This window comes from Rhizobium sp. Leaf453 (assembly GCF_001425605.1).
In the GTDB taxonomy this organism is placed as follows: domain Bacteria; phylum Pseudomonadota; class Alphaproteobacteria; order Rhizobiales; family Rhizobiaceae; genus Pararhizobium.
Genome location: NZ_LMRG01000004.1, coordinates 181,494 through 200,311, shown reverse-complemented (window position 1 = coordinate 200,311; position 18,818 = coordinate 181,494). Strand labels below are relative to the sequence as shown.

General features: G+C 60.8%; 20 protein-coding genes. 8 read left to right on the top strand and 12 right to left on the bottom strand.

Annotated features, from left to right (window positions below; translation table 11 throughout):
* Positions 1-311: 311 nt before the first annotated feature.
* Together ASG68_RS07820 and ASG68_RS07815 are read right to left on the bottom strand one after the other, a co-directional pair.
* Positions 312-1,301 (bottom strand): Bug family tripartite tricarboxylate transporter substrate binding protein, encoded by a 990-nt coding sequence (locus ASG68_RS07820; RefSeq protein ID WP_062579643.1) that lies wholly within the window; start codon positions 1,299-1,301, stop codon positions 312-314.
* A 126-nt stretch (positions 1,302-1,427) separates the two neighbouring features.
* Positions 1,428-3,230 (bottom strand): ABC transporter ATP-binding protein/permease, encoded by a 1,803-nt coding sequence (locus tag ASG68_RS07815; protein ID WP_082478554.1) that lies wholly within the window; start codon positions 3,228-3,230, stop codon positions 1,428-1,430.
* Positions 3,231-3,436: 206 nt separating this feature from the next.
* Between ASG68_RS07815 and rpmE the strand changes: the two genes are divergently transcribed.
* Positions 3,437-3,658: a 50S ribosomal protein L31 gene (rpmE, locus tag ASG68_RS07810; RefSeq protein ID WP_062579641.1), complete on the top strand. Its 222-nt coding sequence runs from the start codon at positions 3,437-3,439 to the stop codon at positions 3,656-3,658.
* A gap of 72 nt (positions 3,659-3,730) precedes the next feature.
* Here rpmE and ftrA read toward each other — a convergent pair whose 3' ends face one another.
* Positions 3,731-4,738: a transcriptional regulator FtrA gene (gene ftrA / locus ASG68_RS07805; RefSeq protein ID WP_062579639.1), complete on the bottom strand. Its 1,008-nt coding sequence runs from the start codon at positions 4,736-4,738 to the stop codon at positions 3,731-3,733.
* Positions 4,739-4,804: 66 nt separating this feature from the next.
* On the opposite strand from ftrA, the gene ASG68_RS07800 reads away from it, so the two are divergent.
* The 4 genes from ASG68_RS07800 to ASG68_RS07785 all read left to right on the top strand — a co-directional run bounded on the left by ASG68_RS07800 (position 4,805) and on the right by ASG68_RS07785 (position 6,648).
* Complete coding sequence (locus tag ASG68_RS07800; protein WP_062579637.1) at positions 4,805-5,233, top strand: rhodanese-like domain-containing protein; 429 nt, start codon at positions 4,805-4,807, stop codon at positions 5,231-5,233.
* A 61-nt stretch (positions 5,234-5,294) separates the two neighbouring features.
* The gene (locus ASG68_RS07795) at positions 5,295-5,624 is read left to right on the top strand and encodes an ArsR/SmtB family transcription factor (RefSeq protein WP_062579635.1); all 330 of its coding nucleotides are present in this window, start codon (positions 5,295-5,297) and stop codon (positions 5,622-5,624) included.
* Positions 5,621-6,103: an SRPBCC family protein gene (locus ASG68_RS07790; RefSeq protein ID WP_062579632.1), complete on the top strand. Its 483-nt coding sequence runs from the start codon at positions 5,621-5,623 to the stop codon at positions 6,101-6,103. The genes ASG68_RS07795 and ASG68_RS07790 overlap by 4 nt, the downstream gene beginning before the upstream one ends.
* A gap of 128 nt (positions 6,104-6,231) precedes the next feature.
* Positions 6,232-6,648 (top strand): GFA family protein, encoded by a 417-nt coding sequence (locus ASG68_RS07785; RefSeq protein ID WP_062579629.1) that lies wholly within the window; start codon positions 6,232-6,234, stop codon positions 6,646-6,648.
* Positions 6,649-6,721: 73 nt separating this feature from the next.
* On the opposite strand, the gene ASG68_RS07780 is transcribed toward ASG68_RS07785, so the two are convergent.
* From ASG68_RS07780 to ASG68_RS07770, 3 genes are all read right to left on the bottom strand, one after another.
* Positions 6,722-7,240, bottom strand: coding sequence for a DUF1465 family protein (locus ASG68_RS07780; protein WP_062579627.1), 519 nt, complete (start codon positions 7,238-7,240; stop codon positions 6,722-6,724).
* 390 nt (positions 7,241-7,630) lie between these two features.
* On the bottom strand, positions 7,631-7,819 hold the full coding sequence (locus ASG68_RS07775) for a DUF1192 domain-containing protein (RefSeq protein ID WP_062579625.1): 189 nt from the start codon (positions 7,817-7,819) through the stop codon (positions 7,631-7,633).
* Positions 7,816-9,093: an MFS transporter gene (locus ASG68_RS07770; protein ID WP_062579623.1), complete on the bottom strand. Its 1,278-nt coding sequence runs from the start codon at positions 9,091-9,093 to the stop codon at positions 7,816-7,818. The genes ASG68_RS07775 and ASG68_RS07770 overlap by 4 nt, the downstream gene beginning before the upstream one ends.
* Positions 9,094-9,281: 188 nt before the next feature.
* Between ASG68_RS07770 and ASG68_RS31840 the strand changes: the two genes are divergently transcribed.
* From ASG68_RS31840 to ASG68_RS07760, 3 genes are all read left to right on the top strand, one after another.
* On the top strand, positions 9,282-9,437 hold the full coding sequence (locus ASG68_RS31840) for a hypothetical protein (RefSeq protein WP_112408333.1): 156 nt from the start codon (positions 9,282-9,284) through the stop codon (positions 9,435-9,437).
* Between the two features lie 147 nt (positions 9,438-9,584).
* Entirely contained in the window at positions 9,585-11,102 is a 1,518-nt protein-coding gene (locus ASG68_RS07765) for a sensor histidine kinase (RefSeq protein ID WP_062579622.1), read from the top strand.
* A 19-nt stretch (positions 11,103-11,121) separates the two neighbouring features.
* Entirely contained in the window at positions 11,122-11,460 is a 339-nt protein-coding gene (locus tag ASG68_RS07760) for a response regulator (protein WP_244484135.1), read from the top strand.
* Between the two features lie 13 nt (positions 11,461-11,473).
* Here ASG68_RS07760 and ASG68_RS07755 read toward each other — a convergent pair whose 3' ends face one another.
* The 6 genes from ASG68_RS07755 to tkt all read right to left on the bottom strand — a co-directional run bounded on the left by ASG68_RS07755 (position 11,474) and on the right by tkt (position 18,729).
* Entirely contained in the window at positions 11,474-12,394 is a 921-nt protein-coding gene (locus ASG68_RS07755) for a PhzF family phenazine biosynthesis protein (protein WP_062579620.1), read from the bottom strand.
* 158 nt (positions 12,395-12,552) lie between these two features.
* Positions 12,553-13,578, bottom strand: coding sequence for a class I fructose-bisphosphate aldolase (locus tag ASG68_RS07750; RefSeq protein WP_062579619.1), 1,026 nt, complete (start codon positions 13,576-13,578; stop codon positions 12,553-12,555).
* A gap of 208 nt (positions 13,579-13,786) precedes the next feature.
* The gene (locus ASG68_RS07745; RefSeq protein WP_062579618.1) at positions 13,787-14,986 is read right to left on the bottom strand and encodes a phosphoglycerate kinase; all 1,200 of its coding nucleotides are present in this window, start codon (positions 14,984-14,986) and stop codon (positions 13,787-13,789) included.
* A 13-nt stretch (positions 14,987-14,999) separates the two neighbouring features.
* Positions 15,000-15,533, bottom strand: a complete 534-nt coding sequence (locus tag ASG68_RS07740) for a putative glycolipid-binding domain-containing protein (protein ID WP_082478552.1) — start codon at positions 15,531-15,533, stop codon at positions 15,000-15,002.
* A 129-nt stretch (positions 15,534-15,662) separates the two neighbouring features.
* Positions 15,663-16,673 (bottom strand): type I glyceraldehyde-3-phosphate dehydrogenase, encoded by a 1,011-nt coding sequence (gene gap / locus ASG68_RS07735; RefSeq protein ID WP_062579614.1) that lies wholly within the window; start codon positions 16,671-16,673, stop codon positions 15,663-15,665.
* A gap of 73 nt (positions 16,674-16,746) precedes the next feature.
* Positions 16,747-18,729: a transketolase gene (gene tkt, locus ASG68_RS07730; RefSeq protein WP_062579612.1), complete on the bottom strand. Its 1,983-nt coding sequence runs from the start codon at positions 18,727-18,729 to the stop codon at positions 16,747-16,749.
* Between the last annotated feature and the right edge of the window lie 89 nt (positions 18,730-18,818).

The window sequence follows — 18,818 nt, the reverse complement described above, 5'->3', positions numbered from 1 at the left end:
AATCCATCCTCATTCCGCGCTCAAGATGGCTTCCCCTCGGCAGTTCATCAGGGCTAAATCAAACTAGCCGACATGTCCGGTGAAACGGGGTGCACTTCAACGTACAACCGGTCAGAACTACCGCAAGAGTTGCAATGATAAATTTCCGCATCTATTCCCCCACATAACACCTGCGGTTGCTATCACGATTCGTGAATACCGCCACCCGCCTTGGTTTGTGAGGTGCCGAATAGATGCCCAAGCTTCAAGAACGAAAAAAGGGGAACAGCTTGCTCCCCTGAACTCTTGTCTGCGTTAAGAATAACGGGGTTTCAATCCAGTTGCACGTTGGCGTCCTTGACCACAGGCGTCCATTTGGCGAGTTCGGCGGTCACGTGCGCGCCGAGTTCTTCCGGGGTCGAAGCGATGATGGTAGCGCTGAAACCCTTCATCTTTTCGGCGACGGCCGGATCGGCAAGTGCCTTCTTGGCGGAGGCGTTCAGCCGGTCGATTGCCTCCTTGGGTGTCCCGGCGGGTGCGAAAAGGGCATTCCAGGTATAGGTCTCATATCCGGGAATGGTCTCCGCGATCGTCGGCACATCCGGGAAGGATGGTGCGCGTTCCTTCGTCGTGACAGCCAGCGCTTTCAGCGTACCGGACGTGATGTGACCGGAGGAGGAGGGCAGGTTATCGAACATGATCGGCACCTGGTTGCCGATGACGTCGTTCAGCGCCGGGCCGGAGCCTTTGTAGGGGACGTGCTGCATGCTGACTCCGGCCATGCTCTTGAACAGTTCGCCGGAGAGATGCAGCGGCGTGCCGTTGCCCGAGGAGGCGTAGGAGTATTTCTCCGGTTCGGCTTTCAGCAGCGCGATCAGTTCGGCGACGTTCTTGGCCGGCAGTTCCGGATTGACGACGAGCACGTTGGGCACGACGACGAGAAGTGAAACCGGGGCAAAGTCTTTTTCCGGATCGTAGGGCTTGGTCTTCAGAATCAGCGGGTTGAGCGCATGCGTGGCGACGGTGCCCATCAGGATCGTATAGCCATCGGGTTCCGAGCGCGCCACACGGTCGGCACCGAGATTGCCGCCGGCTCCGGCGACATTTTCGACGACGACCTGCTGGCCGAGATCCTCCGACATCTTCTGGCCGATGATGCGGGCGACGACGTCAGTCGAGCCACCGGCGGCGAACGGGACGACCAGCGTCACCGGCCGGTCTGGAAATCCTTCAGCCCGCGCCGTGCCCCCGAATGCCAGCGCAGACGCTGCCACCATCGCGAGACCAAGGGCGGTCCGCCGCTTCAACAAAGACAATGCCATTGAAATCTCCTCCCAAAGACGTTCCATCGGGAACGGCTGGCAGCCGTTTCCGCGATGAACAATAGTGCGGCATCCGGTGAGGGCAACCGCGGGAGGGGGATTAACCGTTAAACCGCCGGGCGCGCCTCAGCCAAGCGAGACGACATTGCTGCCTTCGCGGTCGTCGTGATCGAACTGCAGGCGGGCAAGCTTGGCGTAAAGGCCACCTTGGCGCACCAGCGAGGCATGAGTGCCTTCCTCGACGATCCTGCCCTGATCCATGACCAGGATACGATCGGCTTTCAGGACCGTCGCCAGCCGGTGGGCAATGACCAGCGTCGTGCGCTCCTTCATCAGGCCATCCAGCGCCTTCTGGACCAGCGTCTCGCTTTCGGCGTCGAGTGCCGAGGTTGCCTCATCAAGCAGCAGGACCGGCGCATTCTTCAGGATCGCGCGGGCAATCGCGATGCGCTGGCGCTGGCCGCCCGAGAGGGTGATACCGCGTTCGCCGACTTGGGTGTCATAGCCATGGTCCAGCTTGGCGATGAACTCATCGGCTTGAGCCGCAACGGCTGCCGCCCTGACCATCTCGCGCGTGGCAGTCGGCAGGCCGAAGGCGATGTTGTCGTGGATCGAAGCGGCAAAGATCGTCACATCCTGCGGCACGATAGCGATGCGGCGGCGCAGGGCTTCCGGATCGACGCTGCGGACATCGACACCATCCAGCGAAACGACACCCTTGACCGGATCGTAGAAGCGCAGGAGCAGCGAGAAGACCGTGCTCTTGCCCGCCCCGGAAGGACCGACGACGGCGACGGTTTCGCCGGGCTTGATGGCAAAACCGAGCCCCTTGACGCTCTTGTAATCGGGGCGGGACGGATAAGCAAAATGCACATCGTCGAAGGTGATCGCGCCGGTTGCCGGTTCCGGCATCGTGGCCGGGTTCAACGGCGCGGCGATTTCCGGCTCCTCGGCGAGCAACTCGTTCAGGCGTTCAGCGGCGCCGGCCGCCTGCGACAGTTCACCCCAGACTTCGGACAATGCGCCGAGGCTGCCTGCAGCGAATACCGAATACAGCAGGAACTGGCCGAGCGTCCCGGCCGACAGCGTGCCGGAGAGCACGCCCTGCGCGCCGAACCAGAGAACGGCGACGACGCTGCCGAAGATCATGGTTATGGCAAAAGCGGTGAGGATCGAGCGTGCCTTGATGGCGGCGCGGGCTGCATCGTAGGCGCTTTCGACGGCGTTGCTGTAACGGGCCTGTGCCGCCGCCTCGCCGTTGAAGGCCTGGACGGTACGTGACGCTGCAATCGCTTCGCCGGCATAGGCAGAGGCTCTTGCCAGCGTATCCTGCGCCTCGCGCGAACGGCGGCGCACCGAGCGGCCGAAGCCTACCAGCGGGAAGACGATGACCGGGATGGCGGCGATGACGAGCATCGATAGTTTCGGGCTCGTATAGATCATCATGCCGATCGCGCCGAGACAGAGGATCGTGTTGCGCAATGCGACGGAGGCGGTGGCTCCGACGGCGGATTTGATCTGCGTCGTGTCTGCCGTCAACCGCGAAACGATCTCGCCGGACTGGTTGACGTCGAAGAAGGAAGGTGAAAGCCGGGTGACGTGATCGAAGACATCGCGGCGCAGGTCCGAGACGATCCGCTCGCCGAGCGTGATGACGAAATAATAGCGGGCGGCGCTGGCGAGCGCCAATATCACCGCGAGAATCATCAGCATCGAGAAATAGGTGTTGATGAAGCCGGAATCGGAGGTCGAGAAGCCATGGTCGATCATGCGGCGCACGGCCATCGGCAGTGTCAACGTCGTCACGGCGGCTACGACCAGCGAGATGCCGGCGCCTATGACGAGAGTGCGATAGCGCCGGATATACGGCAGCAGCTTGGCCAGCGGGCGGACAGACTTTCTTGCCCCTGGCTGAACGACATTCGACACATGACCTCCAATACCGGAAGAACCAGCGAATCTCGCATAAGTCTTCTCCGGCGGTACTTGTTATCCCGGTGACCATCATGTATAGGCACGGCATCAAATTGGGAAGCCGTCGTCCCTCAAGTGGTCTGCGGCTTCATTTACGTGTTCGGTCCCCCTGCCGCAATGGCTTGCGACAATTGGACCCTGGAACTTGCAGGAAGATTGTTATGAAGGCTGATATCCATCCCGCTTACCACATGATCAAGGTCGTCATGACCGACGGCACCGAGTACGAAACCCGTTCGACCTGGGGTTCGGAAGGTCAGACCATGAACCTCGAAATCGACCCGAAGTCGCACCCGGCATGGACCGGCGGCAACCAGCAGATGCTGGACCGCGGCGGCCGCGTTTCCAAGTTCAAGAAGCGTTTCGAAGGCCTCGGCCTCTAAGCTTCTGCACCTTGCATCCGATTTTGGGAAAGCCCGGTTCGTCCGGGCTTTTTTGCGTTGGGATTTTCCCTGTCACGAGGCTTTGCCGAACGCTTCCTTGTAGTCGGCGGGCGTAGTGGACAGGTGCTTGCGAAAATGATGCCGTAGTGTGGCAGCTGTTCCAAAGCCGGCAAGTTCGGCCACGGTTTCGACGGAGGCGGGGGAGGTTTCCAGGAGATCGCGGGCGCGCGACAGACGTTCGGCCAGCAGCCAGCGCGCTGGCGTCAGGCCAGTTGCGGCTTCGAACCGTCTCAAGAATGTGCGCGTGCTCATGCCAGCCCGCGCGGCGAGACTTTCCACCGAATGATTGCCGCCGAGATCGGACCGCATGTGATCCAGCAACGGCCCGAGCCGGCTGCTCTCATGGGCCTTGGGAACGGCCTGGGTGATGAACTGCGCCTGGCCGCCATCGCGGTGCGGTGGCACGACGAGCCGGCGGGCAACCATGTTGGCGGCCACGCTGCCATAGTCCCGGCGGATCAGATGCAGGCAGAGATCGAGACCGGCGGCGCTGCCAGCCGATGTCAGCACATTGCCCTCATCGACATAGAGCACATCCGGCGTGACGAGGATATCCGGGTAACGTTCCTTCAAGGTGTCGGTATAGCGCCAGTGTGTCGTCGCCCGCTTTCCGGAAAGAAGTCCAGCGGCGGCGAGAACGAAAACGCCTGAACAGATGGAGAGGACCCGCGCACCGCGATCATGGGCCGCGTTGAGCGCCGCGCAGAGATCGGCAGGGACCGGCCTGTCCATGCCGCGCCATCCCGGCACGATGATGGTGCTGGCCTCCGGCAACAGGTCCAGTCCGCCATCGACGACAAAACGGATGCCGCCTGTGGCGCGCATTTCGCCGTCATCGATCCCGGCAACGGCGAACCGATACCAGTCCGGCCCCATTTCCGGCCGCGCAAGGCCGAAGACCTCGACCGCAACGCCGAACTCGAACGTGCAGAGCCCGTCATAGGCAATGGCGACGACGAGTGGATTGGTGTTGGCGGAATGATCGGATCGGATTGGCATGATCTTGATGATAGATGTCATTAATGCCATCTGCAACATCCTGCCGGTGTCATTTAGGATTCCTTCGTCATCACAACGGAGGCCATCATGAGCTATGTAACCGACATCCCCGCAGCACCGTCCGACATCGCCATCAAGCATTTTTCGAGACGGCTTTCGGTCGAAACGGATTGCTCCGACGTTGCGTCGTGCCTCGGCACCGGACAACAGGATTTCGTCCTTCTGCATGTCGTTGGGTCGCGCGAGGCATATGCCCGCCGGCATGTGCCGGGCGCCATTCACCTGCCGCACCGGGAAATCTCGGCGGAGCGTATAGCAGAATGGCCGCAGGATACGCTGTTCGTCGTCTACTGCGCCGGCCCGCATTGCAACGGGGCGGATCAGGCAGCGCTGAAGCTCGCCCGGCTCGACCGGCCGGTAAAGGTCATGATCGGCGGCATCACCGGATGGGAAGACGAAGGCCTGTCCTTTGCCTCCGGTGCCGAACCCGGCGCGTTCGAAAAGGCTGCGGCCTGACGGCTTAGTACTCAAAACCAATAGCGTTGACTAATCAATTAGTGAATGCTATTGGTTTTTCATGAACGAAGCGACCGACATCACCACCGTCCTGCGTACGCTCGCCGACCCCACCCGGCGCGCCGTCTTTGAGCGCATCGTGGATGTCGAAGAGATAACGGTCGTCGAGCTCACGCGCGGCAGCGGCGTTACCCAAGGCGCGATTTCACAACATCTGAAGTCGCTGAAACTGGCCGGGCTGGTCGCCGAGCGTCCGGAAGGGCGCAATGTCTATTATCGCGCCGCACCGGAAGGGCTCGGCCCCCTGGTCGACTGGATGAGCCATTATGGCGTCTTCTGGCGCGAGAAAATCGCCAATCTCAAAACGCTGCTCAAGGAGATCGATCCATGACCGATGCTGCCGTTAAGGCCGATACGCAGGATATCGTCATCGACGAAATCTTTCCGCATGCCCCTGAGACGATCTGGAAGGCGTTGACATCCGGCGACCTGATCGCCCGCTGGCTGATGCCACCGACAGGCTTTGCACCGGTGGAGGGCACGCGGTTCACGTTTCAGACAAAGGCGGCTGGTGCGTGGGACGGCGTCATTCATTGCCAGGTGCTGCAGGTGATTCCGAGCGAGCGCTTCGCCTATGCCTGGAAGGGCGGACATGCGGATAATGTCGGCTATGGCTCGCTGCTCGATACCGTCGTCACATGGGTTCTGACCAAGGCCGAAACCGGCACGCGCGTTCGTCTCGTCCATTCTGGCTTCCTGCTGCCGAAGAACGAGACGGCCTACAGCAACATGAGCAATGGCTGGAAGAAGGTCGTCCGTAACCTCGACGCCGTCGCAGCGGAAGAGCAGGGCTCGAATGCGCTGCACTAGCGGCTGCCTGCAGGAAAAGCAGATTCATCAATGACATGACGGCCGGGCGGTCGTCGGCGCGCCGGTTTCCGGCGCGATCGCTGATCCATGACTTCAGAGAATGTTTTCGAACGCAAGGAGAGAGCAAGATGAGCAAGGCTTTTATTGGCGGCTGCGCCTGCGGCAAGGTCCGGTATGAAATATCCGCAGAACCGGTCTTCATGAACCATTGCCAGTGCCGGGACTGCCAGCACAGAAGCGGCACCGGGCATGGGTCCTATATCACCTTCGCCGATCGCAGCGTTGTCTGGCTGGAAGGGGAGGTGACCGGCTGGGAGGTTGCCGGCGATAGCGGCAACCTGAAGACACATTCCTTCTGCCCCATATGCGGATCGCCGGTGTACCTAACCTTTGCGGCGATGCCCGATCTCTTCACGATCCACGCCGCAAGTCTGGACGACCCCGGCCGCTTCCAACCGCAGGTCATCACCTACCGGATGCGGGGGCATGGCTGGGATCAGGTCGATCCCGCGTTGCCGGCTTTCGACAAGATGCCGCCGATGTAGAGTCCGTTCGTTATCCTCAAAAGCAAGAAACCCGGCCAATGGCCGGGTTTCGCTTTTCGTCTTGTCGGAAAAATCAGTTGGTTCCGAAGGCCGTCTGCAGCAGGTTCAGCTGCGCCTTGACGCCGTTCTGGTTGTCCGGCGTGAAGTTCTGGGCTTCCTGCGGGCGATAGATTTCGCGGTCGAGCAGAGCGACGCGGTTCTGAAGGCGCAGCGAACGGTCGATCAGATCGCGGAAACCTTCCGGCAGATCGTTCCAGCCCGGCGCGGTGCGATCGACGTTGAAGCTGTCGAGGCGAACCTTGTTCTTTTCCGACAGGACCTGCTCGCGGTTCATCTCGCCATTGTTGACGGCGCGCTGCAGCAGCAGCCAGGATGCCATCTGCATCAGGCGCGTGGTCAGGCGCATCGATTCAGCCGCATAGAGCACGGAGGCCATGCGCGGCAGCACCTTGGACGCGGCGCGACCGGTGCCGTCGAGGTAGCTTGCGGTTTCTTCAACCAGGCCCATGCCTTCCGCATACAGCGCCTTGAACTGCGCCGAAGACGCAGCGTGGCCCGCGAAACTCACGGTATTGAATCCCCGTTCGGACATGCTCAGATTTCCCTGGTTAAACGCATCAACTTGGACAGGTAACGAGCGGGTTAACAGAAAGTTTCCAGCCGCCCGGTTTATGTTTTGAACATGATCCCATAGCGCATTTCGCGCAAGCCCATTCTTAAGAAAGGGTTAATCTCCACAATTCTTTGAAACTTGTCCGCAACTAAGCAAAAAAAAGAGCCGCAAAGGCGGCTCTCAAGGTAAAACAGGGAGAAAAATCAGACCATTCGCCAAATGGGGAACTGTCTGAGTCCAGAGCGATCCGGATGTGTTAGTAATACCTTATAAGGCTTAATGAAGCGTTACGCAGACCAGATTCACGCTTAATTGATGCGCCATTTTCGAAATATCGGCATGATTTCCGAACTGGATGGAGGGAAAGTATTAACGAAAGATACTTTCGGCTGCGGACCGGCTTGCGTTTTTTCTCGTCCGCTCCGCATCGAGACGCTCGATTTCCTCTTTCAGCAGGATGATTCGTGCGGACAATTCGTCGGCGGACAGCAGGCTTAGATCACAGCCGATCTCGTGTGCTGGCTGTTTCTTCGGGCGATCGTCATCGAACAGGCTCATTCCGGCCTCCGTGCGGGTTGCTCGCCGTTCTGCTCTTCAAGGGGAGCGGCGCGCGGCGAAAGCTGCAGGCTTTCCGGCGTGGTCAGCGTGCCGGGATTGATTGTAGAATACGCGTCGCGCTCGGAAGCGGGCAGGGCTGCGCGCATGCGGCTGCGGAAGATCGCATAGGCGGTGATCAGGACGTGGGCGCAGGCCGTAATCATGAACAGCCCGTAGGGGCCGGTGACGGTCATGATCGGGCCGCCGATGGTCGGGCCGATGATCGTGCCGATGCCATAGAGCAAAAGCAGGCCGCCGGAAATCTTGACGAAATCCTCGGGCGTCGCGAAGTCATTGGCATGGGAGACGGCGATCGGATAGAGCGCGTTGGCCGTCGCGCCATAGATGCCGACGAGCGTGATCAGCAGAATCACATGCGTGGGCTCGATCAGGAAGACGAGAAGACCGGCAACGGCCGCGACGGCGGCAAGGGCTGCCAGAACGTAGCGGCGGTCGATCATGTCGGAGAGGCGGCCGGCGGGAAACTGCATGACGGCGCCGGCGAAAATCGTCGTACTCATCATCAGTGCAACGTCGCTATCGGTGAGACCGACCTGGCGACCGAAGACGGCGCCGAGCGTACCATAGGCCCCGTTGGCGATGCCGACGAGCAGGATGCCGAGAAAGGAAATCGGCGAATTGCGATAGAGCGCGCGAAGGTCGAGCCGCACCTGTTTCAAAGGCTGAGGCGAGGCGGCGGTCGATAGCAGCGTCGGCAGCATGGCAAGGCAATAGACGATGCCGCAGATCATGAAGAACAGCGTCGTCGACGTATCGCCGAACGGAATCATCATCTGGCCGCCGACGACACCCATCAGCGTGATGGCGATATAGAGCGAAAAGATCGCGCCGCGGCTTTCATTCGTGGCGCGCTCATTCAGCCAGCTCTCGATGATCATCGAGGTGCCGGCTGTCGAAAAGCCGGTGAAGGCGCGCAATACGACCCACCATATGGGATCGACGAGCAGGCCGGTCAGCAGGGCTATGATGGCCAGCATCGATGCGAAACCGCTGAAGGCGCGGACGTGACCGGCGCGCTTGACGATCGTCGGCGCCAAAAGGCAACCCAGCACGAAGCCGCTCGCCCAGGATGTACCGAGCAGACCAAGCAGCGTCGTCGAATAGCCTTCCGTCGTGCCGCGAACCGGCAGTAGCAGGCTGTGCAACCCGTTCCCAAGAAAGAGGAACAGCGTTCCAAGCAGAAGGGCGGCGACGGGCAGAAGGTTTTTTCGCATGTGAAATCCGCTGGTTCCGGGCTGCAATCAAAAGGTAGAGCGACACCGCCACAATTGCCAGCCGGAATTTTTCGTGAAGGGAGATTGCAAAGGACAGCACTAGGCTCTAGCGCTGATCGCGCGCAAGTGTGACCGGGGTGTGACGCGCTGCAAACCGTTCGAATTATTTTCCACAAAAGAGAAACGTGATGTCGAAAGCGTTAGCGGTCATCCTGCTTCTGGCCATGTGTATCCAGTTGCTCAAGCCCCTGAACCTTCCCGGCCTGCGTCATCGTCGGGATTTCTGGAAAATTGCAGTGTTCGCGATCGCCGTGATGATGCTGACCGTGTTGATCCGGCCATAGCAGTTCCAAGCCGGTGTTTTTGCGTCGAAATCTCTTGAAACCTCCCCTTGCCAGTTATTTTTTGTGCGTTACATCCCTGCCTTTGATGGCCACGCCGGACAACCAAGCTGGTTCGGTCTGCGGGTGGTGAAGGGGACACCGTCGATCATGAATGTTGGGCTGGGTGGAATTCGGGGCGATGCTGCTGATTATGAATTCCTGGGCAATGGCGGCGAACTCGGTGCTCTTATCCGAACCTATGATTGGGCGTCCACGCCGCTTGGACCCGTGGCTGAATGGCCGGGCTGCCTGAAGACCGCGACCTCGCTGCTGCTTCAATCTCCGGTTCCGATCGTGATGCTCTGGGGTGTCGAGGGCGTGATGATCTACAATGACGCCTATTCCGTTTTTGCCGGTAGTCGCCATCCGCAGCTCCTTGGGTCCAACGTGCGCGAAGGCTGGGTCGAGGTCGCCGATTTCAACGATAACGTCATGAAGGTTGGGCTCGCAGGCGGGACGCTTGCCTATCGGGACCAGGAATTGACACTGCATCGCAAGGGTTTTCCAGAGCCGGTCTGGATGGATCTCGATTATTCCCCGGTGCTGGATGAGCACGGCAAGCCTGCGGGCGTCATCGCCATCGTCGTCGAGACCACTGAGCGCGTGCTGTTAGACAGGCGTAACGCTGCCGAACATGAACGGCTGCAAAAGCTCTTCGAACAGGCGCCGACATTCATGGCGATGCTGAACGGCCCGGAGCATCGGTTCGTTCTGCTCAATCCGGAATATCGTCAATTGATCGCCAACCGGGATGTGCTCGGAAAGCCGGTCGCTGAAGCCTTGCCGGAGATCACCAGTCAGGGCTTTATAGAACTCCTCGATGGCGTCTTCCAAACGGGAGAGGCGGTGAGCCGGTATTCCGAAAAGATACTTCTGCAGCAATCGGATGGCAGGGTGGAGGAGCGCTATCTCGACTTCGTCTACCAGCCGATCAAGAACGATGACGGCGAGGTGACCAATATTTTCGTTCAGGGCTCGGATGTCACGGAACGGGTGCGCGCCGAAAATCACCAGAAACTGCTGATCAACGAATTGAACCACCGGGTCAAGAATACGCTGGCTTCGGTGCAGTCGATCGTGGTCCAGACCTTGCGGGGAGTGCAGTCGAAGGAAGAGGCGAGCACCGATATCAGCGGGCGCATTCTCGCGCTGTCGCGGGCGCATGATGTCCTCACCAACGAAAACTGGGATGGCGCCGAGCTGGTCGATGTCGTGACCGCTTCGATCGCGGCGTTTGCGGGGCCGCAACGAAGCCGGGTCCTGATTTCCGGCCCCGCGATCCGGCTAGGGCCGCGCGCCGCACTTTCGCTCTCGCTTGCCCTGCACGAGCTATCGACCAACGCGGCCAAATACGGGGCGCTGTCGAACGACACGGGCTCTGTCGATATCCAGTGGGATGTGGCACAGGGCAAGGAAGGCAAGACGTTTACCCTGGTTTGGCGTGAAAATGGCGGGCCGCCAGCGCCTGCATCGCTACGACAGGGGTTCGGCTCGAAGCTGATCCTTCGGGTGTTGCCCACGGAATTGGGTGGAACGGCGTCGATGGACTATGCCGAGCATGGCCTTGTGTTCACGCTCGAGGCACCTGTCGATGCCATCCATGACGAAAGCCTGACCAGTGCGTAGCCGTGACCGGAAACGCGTATTGCTTGTCGAGGATGAAGCGCTTGTTGCGATGCTTGTCGAGGATTTCCTGACGGAAATGGGCTGCGATGTCGTCGGTCCGGCCATGCGGCTCGAGCCCGGATTGCAGATGGCTGCGACCGCCGATGTCGATTTCGCCGTGCTGGATATCAATCTCGCCGGCAAACATTCCTTTCCCATTGCGCAAGTTCTGCGGGAGCGCGGGATACCCTTCCTGTTTGCCAGCGGCTATGGGGTCGCAGGATTGGCAGAAGGTTTTGAAACAACACCGGTGCTGCAAAAGCCGTTCGACAGGGGCGAGCTTGAGAAGGCGGTGCGCAGGGTTGCGAGCATCGGCTGATGAGTGACCGCGCCTACAGCAGAAGCGTTCCGCTCATGACCGTAGCGCATGAGCCGGAAATCCGGACGGTGTGAACACGCCCATCGGATTTTTCCGCGGTGATACCGATGACGCTCCGACGGCCCATTTCGATGCCTTGCTCGATGGTGATGTCGATCACGGTATCGCTCTCCGGCATCAGGGAAGTCAGCAGGGCGCCGAGCGCACCCGCAGCGCTGCCGGTCGCCGGATCCTCGATGACATTGTCGAGTGGCGCGAACATCCGGGCACGCAGACGCCATGGGTTCTCCAGGCTGCGGGTGTAGAGGAAAAGCGCAAACTGATCGTCGTCTGGTGAATATTCCCTGCCAGCTTCCGCAAAGGCCGCAGTATTGGGGCAGGCCTTGCCGAGGGCATCGAGATCAGCCAGTTCGGCAATCGCGAAGGGCAGGCCAACGGAGGCGATCACGGGAGTGTGCGTTGCGGTTCTGATTGCAGCGACATCGAGTGAAGCGCAGCGGGCGATGGTTTCAAGATCAACCTCCGGCCCAACGGATAATGCTTGCGGCGCTTCGATGCTGGCACTCGTCACCCGCCCGTCGCTGTCACGCGTCAATCTTGCCTCGACGATGCCGGCCTTTTCCTCGAAACGAAGCATATCGCCAACTGCCTTTCCGAAGATGTCGGTCTGGTTGCCGAGCGCGAAGGCGGTGCCGACATTGGGATGACCGGCAAACGGGATTTCCATCGTCGGTGTGAAGATACGGACCAGCGCGGTGTTGGCATGGTCTTGCGGCGGCAGGACGAAGGTAACTTCGGAATAGCGGAATTCGGCGGCAATCGCCTGCATCTGGCGCTCGGAGAGGCCGCGTGCATCCGGGATCACGGCCAGTTGGTTGCCGGAAAACCGTTCGCTGGTGAAGACATCAACCGTGACATAGGCAATGCTGTTCATGATCACTCCCCGAAATCCAATTGACGTCAGGGATATCGCGGGCAGGGCCGTGAGCGAACAGGGTTCTTGTCACCCGGACAATTGAATGGGCCGGAAGACGGAAAAGCCCGGCGTCGCTATCACGAGGCCGGGCTCCAATCGGGTGTGACGCTTAAGGCTTACGCAGCCTTTTCAAGCTCTTTCTTCCAGCCACCCTTGGCGGCGAGGCTGCACATCTGGGCGCGGTGGGTAAAGGCGCGCTGGCCTGCGGCGACGTTTTCAGGCTTGCCTCCCCAGGCGTTGAGCGCCTCGGTCTGCAAGGCGCGGCCATAGGAGAAGGTCATGCCCCAAGGCAGGTCATAGCCGGCCTTCATGGCGGAGAGATGCGCGGTTGCCTCTTCCGTCGACTGGCCCCCGGACAGGAAGGCGATGCCGGGAACGGCGGAGGGAACGGTACGCTTCAGGACCTTGACGGTACGCTCGGCGACCTCGGCGACGCTGGCCTTGCGCGCCTTCTTGCCATCGATGACCATGCTGGGCTTCAGGATGATGCCTTCGAGGCTGACGCGGGCGTCGTTCAGTTCCTCGAACACGATCCGCAGCGTCTCTTCGGTCACCAGTTCGGAGCGGTCGATCGAGTGATCACCGGGGGCGCCGTCCATCAGCACTTCCGGCTCGACGATCGGCACGATGCCGGCCTCCTGGCAAAGCGCTGCATAGCGGGCGAGCGCCTGTGCATTGGCCTTGATGGCGCCGAAACTCGGCAGCACATCGGAAACGGAGATGACGCCACGCCATTTGGCAAAGCGTGCACCGGCGTCGTAATAGGTTTTCAGGCGACCAGCCAGGCCATCGAGGCCTTCGGTGACCGTCTCGCCCGGGAATTTGGCCATCGGCTTGGCGCCGGTATCGACCTTGATGCCGGGCACGGCGCCGGCGGCGCGGATGATGTCGACGAAGGGTGTGCCATCGGCGGCCTTCTGGAACAGGGTCTCCTCATAGAGGATGACACCGGAAATATAGGCCTTCATCGCCTCGTCGGCGCGAAACAGCATTTCGCGGTAGTCGCGGCGCGATGTTTCCGAAGATGCGAGCCCGATCGTGTCGAAACGCTTGCCGATCGTCGCGGTGGATTCGTCGGCCGCGAGCAGGCCCTGGCCCGTTGCCATCATGGCCGCTGCGATGTCTTCCAGTCTTTCGCTCATTGAGGTTCTCCTATGCTCCTGATGGATCGCGGATAGCAGAAGAATACGGCAAGGCAAACGGAAGTTAAATTGTTTAAAACGATTGAATTTAATTTAATCGTTTGAAATCCAAGGATTATTTTTGCAGTGCAGCGAAGATCGATGCAACGCAATAAAAACCCCCGGCGGTGAGGCCGAGGGTATAAGGTCTCTATCGAGTAAACCCGACTTACTTCTGCTGGTGCAGGATATCGACGCCCGGCAGTGGCTTGCCTTCCATCCATTCGAGGAAGGCACCGCCTGCGGTCGAGACATAGGAGAGGTCATCGGCAACCTCGGCATGGTTCATCGCCGAAACGGTATCGCCACCGCCGGCAACGGAAACCAAAGCGCCGCTCTTGGTGCGGGCGGCCGCGTGCTTGGCGACGGCGACCGTCGCCTTGTCGAAGGGGGCGATCTCGAAGGCGCCGAGCGGACCGTTCCAGACCAGCGTTTCGGCCTTGCTCACCCAGTCGTTGACGGCGGCGATCGACTTCGGACCGACGTCGAGAACCATGGCATCGGCCGGGATCGCTTCGATATCGACCACTTCGTTCTCGGCACCGGCCTTGAACTCGCGGGCAACCACGCCATCGACCGGCAGAACGATGGCGCAGCCGGCTGTCGCAGCTTCGGTCATGATCTGCTTTGCGGTTGCCGCAAGGTCATGCTCGCAGAGCGACTTGCCAACATTGGTGCCGCGTGCGGCGATGAAGGTATTGGCCATGCCACCGCCGATGACGAGAGCGTCGACCTTCTTCACCAGGTTCATCAAAAGGTCGATCTTGGTCGAAACCTTGGCGCCGCCGACAATGGCGACCACCGGACGCTTCGGGTTGCCGAGGCCCTTTTCCAGCGCTTCCAGTTCGGCCTGCATGGTGCGGCCGGCATACGCGGGCAGAAGGCGGGCGAGACCCTCGGTCGAGGAATGGGCGCGGTGGGCGGCCGAGAAGGCGTCGTTGACATAGATGTCGCCATTGGCGGCCAGCGCTTTGGTGAAGTCGGCGTCGTTCTTTTCCTCGCCCTTGTGGAAGCGGGTGTTTTCGAGCAGCAGGATATCGCCGTCGGCCATGCCGGCGATAGCAGCCGCGGCCTTGTCGCCGATGCAATCGGCGGCGAAATGGACGCGCTGGTCAAGGATATCCTCGACGGCAGGTGCGATCAGCGACAGCGACATGTCGGCGACGGGCTCACCCTTCGGGCGACCGAAATGGGCGAGCAGGATCACCTTGGCACCCTTTTCCGACAGTTCGCGGATCGTCGGCACAACTCGTTCGATGCGGGTCGTGTCGGTCACCTTGCCGTCCTTGACCGGAACGTTGAGATCGACGCGCACGAGGACGCGCTTGCCGGCGATATCGGTGAGGTCGTCGATGGTCTTGAAAGTCATAAATTTTCTCCGGTCATAGTCTTTTGAAAAGGGTGGGATAGTCGGTCACCAGCCCGTCGTCATCCAGTTCCAGCACCTGTTCGAAGCCATCGGTATTCTGGAAGCGGAAATGCCGGGCGTCGAGCCGGGTATAAAACTGGTCATTGCGGCGCACGGTCATTTCGTTGCCGTCGATCCAGGCCATCGTAAAGCGTTGGGGCTCGCCTTGCACCCACCGGCTGCGCCATATCGGCAAGGAGTTGGTGAGCGGCGTCGGCCAGATATCGATGTCGATGCAGCCGGTAAGGTCCGGGCAGGGGGTCGTGTTTTCGTCGGTCCAGTTTCCGGAACCGTCGGCATGAAGCGCAAGCGTCTTTCCGTCCGTTCGTTCGATGACGGCGCTTCGCACGGCAAGCGTGTCGTCAAGTTCGAGGGCATAGAAAAGACCATAGGCAGGCGCGACGATTGCGCCGCGAACGTGCCGGCCGGCTGCGTGGGTGGTGATGTCGCAATGTTCCACCGTCTCGACCTCCAGGCCTTGCCAGCGCACACTTCGGTTCAACCCCATTTCACGCGGCTCCCGGCGGGATAACACTGTTGCCGAAGGCGATGCTCGGCCGTCGCCAGGCTTGATGCCAGGACGGAATATCGCCGTCCAACAAAAAGGGCGACGCCGGAAGCGTCGCCCATTCGTGACTTAGATGAGCTTTGCCATTGCGACGGCCGTGTCGGCCATGCGGTTGGAGAAGCCCCATTCGTTGTCGTACCAGGACAGGATACGGACGAACTTGCCTTCGAGGACCTTGGTCTGGTCGTTAGCGAAGATCGAGGAGTGGCTGTCATGGTTGAAGTCGCGCGAAACCAGCGGCTCGTCGGTGTAGCCGAGGATGCCCTTGAGCGCGCCGTCGGAGGCTGCCTTGATGGCACCGTTGATTTCGGCAACGGTCGTGTCGCGCTTGGCGACGAACTTGAAGTCGACGACCGAGACGTTCGGGGTCGGAACGCGGATCGAAGTGCCGTCGAGCTTGCCCTTGAGGTGCGGCAGAACGAGGCCGACGGCCTTGGCTGCACCTGTCGAGGTCGGGATCATGGAGAGCGCTGCGGCGCGGGCGCGGTACAGGTCCTTGTGCATGGTGTCGAGCGTCGGCTGGTCACCGGTGTAGGAATGGATCGTGGTCATGAAGCCATGATCGATGCCGACGACGTCGTCCAGCGTCTTAACGACCGGAACCAGGCAGTTCGTCGTGCAGGATGCGTTGGAAATGACCAGATGATCCTTGGTCAGCGCGGTGTGGTTGACACCGAAGACGACCGTCAGGTCAGCGCCGTCGGCCGGTGCCGAAACGATGACGCGCTTGGCGCCAGCCTGAAGGTGCAGGGCAGCCTTGTCGCGGGCGGTGAAGATGCCGGTGCATTCGAGCGCGATGTCGACGCCCATTTCGCCATGCGGCAGGGTTGCCGGATCCTTGATCGCGGTGACCTTGATCGGCTTGCCGCCGGCTACGCTGATCGTGTCGCCTTCGACCTTCACGTCGGCCGGGAACTTGCCATGGATCGAATCGTAACGCAGCAGGTGAGCATTGGTCTCGACCGGGCCAAGATCGTTGATGGCAACGACTTCGATGTCGGTGCGGCCGGATTCGACGATGGCGCGCAGAACGTTGCGGCCGATGCGGCCGAAGCCGTTGATGGCAACTTTTACAGTCATTTCAGGTCTCTCCCTGTCTAAAGGTGCTTTGCGGGGGAACGAGGCGTGCATGGCTGCACGCCCCGGAAAGAAATCAGGCGAGCTTCTTTTCGGCGGCCGCGATGATGGCGTCGACGGTGATGCCGAAATGTTTGAACAGATCCTTGGCCGGGCCGGAAGCGCCGAACGAGTGCATGCCGATGAAGTCACCGTCATTGCCGATGAAGCTATCCCAGCCTTGGCGGACTGCGGCTTCGGCGGCGATCTTGACTGGTGCGTCGCCGATTACCGACTTCTTGTATTCGGCCGACTGCTCGGCGAAGAGTTCGAAGCAGGGAACCGAGACGACGCGTGCAGCGATGCCCTTGCCGTTCAGCTGTTCGGCCGCCTTGACCGCAAGCTCGACTTCCGAGCCGGATGCGAAGATCGAAACCTTGGCACCTTCTGCGGAGCGAAGCTCGTAGGCACCCTTGGCGCAGAGGTTTTCCGCTTCATAGGTCAGGCGCGACGGCGCGAGGTTCTGGCGGGTGAGCGCCAGGCCGGACGGACGATGCTGTTCGTGCAGCGCAAGCTGCCAGCACTCGGCGGTCTCGACCGCGTCAGCTGGACGGAACATCAACAGGTTCGGGATGGCACGCAGGGCGGCCATGTGCTCGACCGGCTCGTGGGTCGGGCCATCTTCGCCGACGCCGATGGAATCGTGCGTGAGGACGTGGATGACGCGGATGCCCATCAGGGCGGCCAGACGGATCGACGGACGGCAATAGTCTGAGAAGATCATGAAGCCGCCGGAATAGGGGATCAGGCCACCGTGCAGGGCGACGCCGTTCATGGCAGCGGCCATGCCGTGTTCGCGGATGCCCCAGTGCATGTAGCGCCCGGAGAAATCGGTCGGGGTGATCGACTTCATCTGGCTGGTCTTGGTGTTGTTGGACGGCGTCAGGTCGGCCGAACCGCCCAGCGTTTCCGGCAGAACGCCATTGATCACTTCGAGCGCGTCTTCCGAAGCCTTGCGGGTTGCAACCGTCGGCGGGGCGTCGGCCAGTTTCTTCTTGTAAGCATCGATCGAGGAGTCGAAATTGGCGGTCAGTTCACCGGCGAAGCGGCGGGTGAACTCGGATTTCTTGCCAGCTTCCGTGCCGGAGAGACGGCCTTCCCAGGCTTTGCGTGCGTCCACCGAACGGGTGCCGACATCGCGCCACGCATCGAGAACGTCGGCCGGGGTTTCGAAGGCCGGGCTTTCCCAGTTGAGCGCCTTGCGAGTGGCGGCGATTTCGTCGGCGCCGAGCGGCGAGCCGTGAACCTTGTGGGTGCCGGCCTTGTTCGGAGCGCCAAAGCCGATGGTGGTCTTGCAGGCGATGAAGGTCGGGCGATCCGACTTCTGCGCGGCTTCGATCGCAGCGGCGATCTCGTCCGGGTTGTGACCGTCGACGCGGATCGTGTTCCAGTGAACGGCCTGGAAGCGGGCGATCTGGTCCGTCGAATCCGACAGGGAGACGGCACCGTCGATGGTGATGTTGTTGTCGTCCCAGAAGAGAACGAGCTTGTTCAGCTTCAGGTGGCCGGCAAGCGCGATGGCTTCGTGGCTTATGCCTTCCATCAGGCAGCCGTCGCCGCAGAGCACGTAGGTGAAGTGGTTCTGCAGGTCGGAGCCGAATTCCTCTTCGAGCTTGCGCTCGGCGATCGCCATGCCGACGGCATTGGCAATACCCTGGCCGAGCGGGCCGGTGGTGGTTTCGATACCCGAGGCGTGGCCATATTCCGGATGGCCAGCGGTCTTGGAGCCGAGCTGGCGGAACTGCTTGAGATCCTCCACCGTCATATCTTCGTAGCCGGTCAGATAGAGCAGCGAATAGATCAGCATCGAGCCGTGGCCGGCAGACAGCACGAAGCGGTCGCGGTCGGCCCACAGGGGCGCCTTCGGATCGAATTTGAGGTAACGGGAGAATAGAACCGTTGCCACGTCGGCTGCGCCCATCGGCAGGCCCGGGTGACCCGAGTTTGCCTTTTCGACGGCATCCATGGAGAGGAAACGGATCGCATTTGCCATCCGGTCGTGTTTTTCGCGAGAGATCATAGACTGTTCCGCTTGAGTTCGGTGGACAGGGAACGGTCTCTATCCTCCAAAGACCGTATAAGAAGCGGCTGACACATAGCAGTTGCTTC